Genomic DNA, 1,813 nt, shown 5'->3' with positions numbered 1-1,813 from the left:
GGGCCTGCATGACCGCGGCCGGCGCGAAGTTCTCGGAGGCGATCATCTCGAGCGTCGACTGCTGGCGCCACAGCTCCGCGTCCACCGCGGCGGCGACTTCGGGGTCGAGTTCGTGCAGTGGCCGGGACAGTGGACTCGGTGGCATGCGAGGCTCCATACTGGCGGACGACTGGTGAACAACTGATATATCAGACTCTGCGTTAAGGTATTCAAGCTCGCCGGAGAGGTCAAGGGGGCCTGATGGAGAACGTGGCCGAGCCTCTCGGCGAAGAACTCTCGTTCGCCGAGCGGGCGTACCGCAACATCCGCGACCAGCTGGTCATGCTGGACATTCGCCCAGGCGCGCCCATCAACGAAGATCAGCTCGCGCAGTCGCTCGGCTTCGGCCGCACGCCGGTCCGCGAGGCCCTGAAGCGCCTGCAGTACGAGCGGCTGATCGCGGCCTACCCGCGGCGCGGCACGTTCGCCACCGACGTCAACATCACCGACCTGGCGCACATCTCCGAGGTGCGCCAGGAGCTGGAACCCCTGGCGGCGGCCCAGGCAGCCCGCCGCGCCACTCCCGCCGACCGTTCGACGTTGACGGCTCTCATCCAGGGCCTGGGGCAGGTCGACCGCGGCGACACGGCTTCGTTGATGCGGCTGGACCTGAAGGTGCACCGGGCGGTGTACGCGGCCACGCACAACCCGTACCTGGAGGACACGCTCGTCCGCTACGACAACCTGGCGACGCGGATCTGGTGCCTGTTCATCGACCGGCTGGCGGACATGGCGAGCCACGTCGAGGAGCACGAGCCGTTGATCGAGGCGATCGTGGCGGGCGACGCGGAGAAGGCCGCGGACATCGCGCGTGGCCACGTGGAAGGGTTCGAGCAGGCCATCCGGTCGGCAATATGAGCACGACCTACCTGGCGGTGTTCGAGAGCGACGGCCGGCGTGTCGACCGCGAGGTGCTGCTGGCTGCGTTGCGCGCCGACTGGCCGCACGCAGTGCTGCAGGACGCCTCACCCTGGCCGTCCGAGGTGCGGGACGTGCACTGGACCCAGGCCAGGACCGAGGCCTGGGCGAACGCGGACGGCACCTGCCTCTACCTGGCAGGTGAGATCGGGCTCGTCGCCGAGTTCGCCGTGTGGTGGCGCAGGCTGGTGCCCGCGGACGTCGAAGTGATCTTCTGCGACGAGGGCTACAACTTCGACTTCCCGATCACCCCGGACATGACTCCCGCCGGCCTGGACGCGTCCATTCCCCAGCGCTGGGTGGCGAGCCGATAGGCGGCCGAGCCGATCAGCTCCAGCGAACCTGCAGGCGTTCCAGGCTGATGTTGCCGCGGATCGTGTCCTCGGGCGTGTGGTAGATCGGTTCGAGCAACGCCGGACCGCCCTCACCGCGCCAGCTGAAGTTCGCCGACGCCATGCCCTTCTCGTGGAACGGCACGTGGTCGCTCGATCCGCGCGCCACCGGGCCGTGCACCCGCGGGTCGTAGCCGAGTCGTTGCGCCGCCGCCCGAACCTCACGCGTGGTCGCGTTGTCCGCCCCGTCCACGGACAGCAGCCAGTACGCCGTGGCCGGGTCGTGGCTGGTGGCGACCATGTCGTTCTGGAAGACGCCCTTGATCCGCGCGATCTCTTCAGGCGCGAGCTGCGAAACGTAGTGGCGCGAGCCGAGCAGCCCCTGCTCTTCCGAACCCCACAAGGCGAACCGGAGCGCCTTGTGCGTTGGCAGGTAACGCAATACGCGCGCGAGCTCCAGGCACAGCACGGTTCCGCTGCCGTCGTCGTTGGCACCAGGAGAGCCCGGCACGGTGTCGTAGTGC

The 1,813-nt window shown here is 68.6% G+C and carries 3 protein-coding genes and 1 pseudogene; 2 read left to right on the top strand and 2 right to left on the bottom strand.

Features of this window, described 5'->3' with window-relative positions; all coding sequences use genetic code 11:
- Window positions 1-145, bottom strand: a pseudogene (locus UK23_RS51990) (serine hydroxymethyltransferase); the annotation flags it as partial.
- Between the two features lie 95 nt (window positions 146-240).
- On the opposite strand from UK23_RS51990, the gene UK23_RS29780 reads away from it, so the two are divergent.
- Both UK23_RS29780 and UK23_RS29775 read left to right on the top strand, forming a co-directional pair.
- Window positions 241-897, top strand: coding sequence for a GntR family transcriptional regulator (locus UK23_RS29780; RefSeq protein WP_045314995.1), 657 nt, complete (start codon window positions 241-243; stop codon window positions 895-897).
- Complete coding sequence (locus UK23_RS29775) at window positions 894-1,271, top strand: hypothetical protein (RefSeq protein ID WP_045314994.1); 378 nt, start codon at window positions 894-896, stop codon at window positions 1,269-1,271. The genes UK23_RS29780 and UK23_RS29775 overlap by 4 nt, the downstream gene beginning before the upstream one ends.
- Window positions 1,272-1,284: 13 nt before the next feature.
- On the opposite strand, the gene UK23_RS29770 is transcribed toward UK23_RS29775, so the two are convergent.
- A partial coding sequence (locus UK23_RS29770; protein WP_231114734.1) for a M28 family peptidase occupies window positions 1,285-1,813 on the bottom strand: 529 nt, incomplete at its 5' end.

It is taken from the genome of Lentzea aerocolonigenes, from assembly GCF_000955955.1.
Lineage (GTDB): Bacteria > Actinomycetota > Actinomycetes > Mycobacteriales > Pseudonocardiaceae > Lentzea > Lentzea aerocolonigenes_A.
The sequence above is the reverse complement of the archived record's forward strand: the minus strand, read 5'-3'. Positions and strand labels throughout refer to the sequence as shown.

What these genes read in the sequence shown, in the direction of transcription:
- UK23_RS29780 (WP_045314995.1), top strand. Translation starts at nt 241, where the DNA reads ATGGAGAACGTGGCCGAGCCTCTCGGCGAAGAACTCTCGTTCGCCGAG.
- UK23_RS29775 (WP_045314994.1), top strand. Translation starts at nt 894, where the DNA reads ATGAGCACGACCTACCTGGCGGTGTTCGAGAGCGACGGCCGGCGTGTC.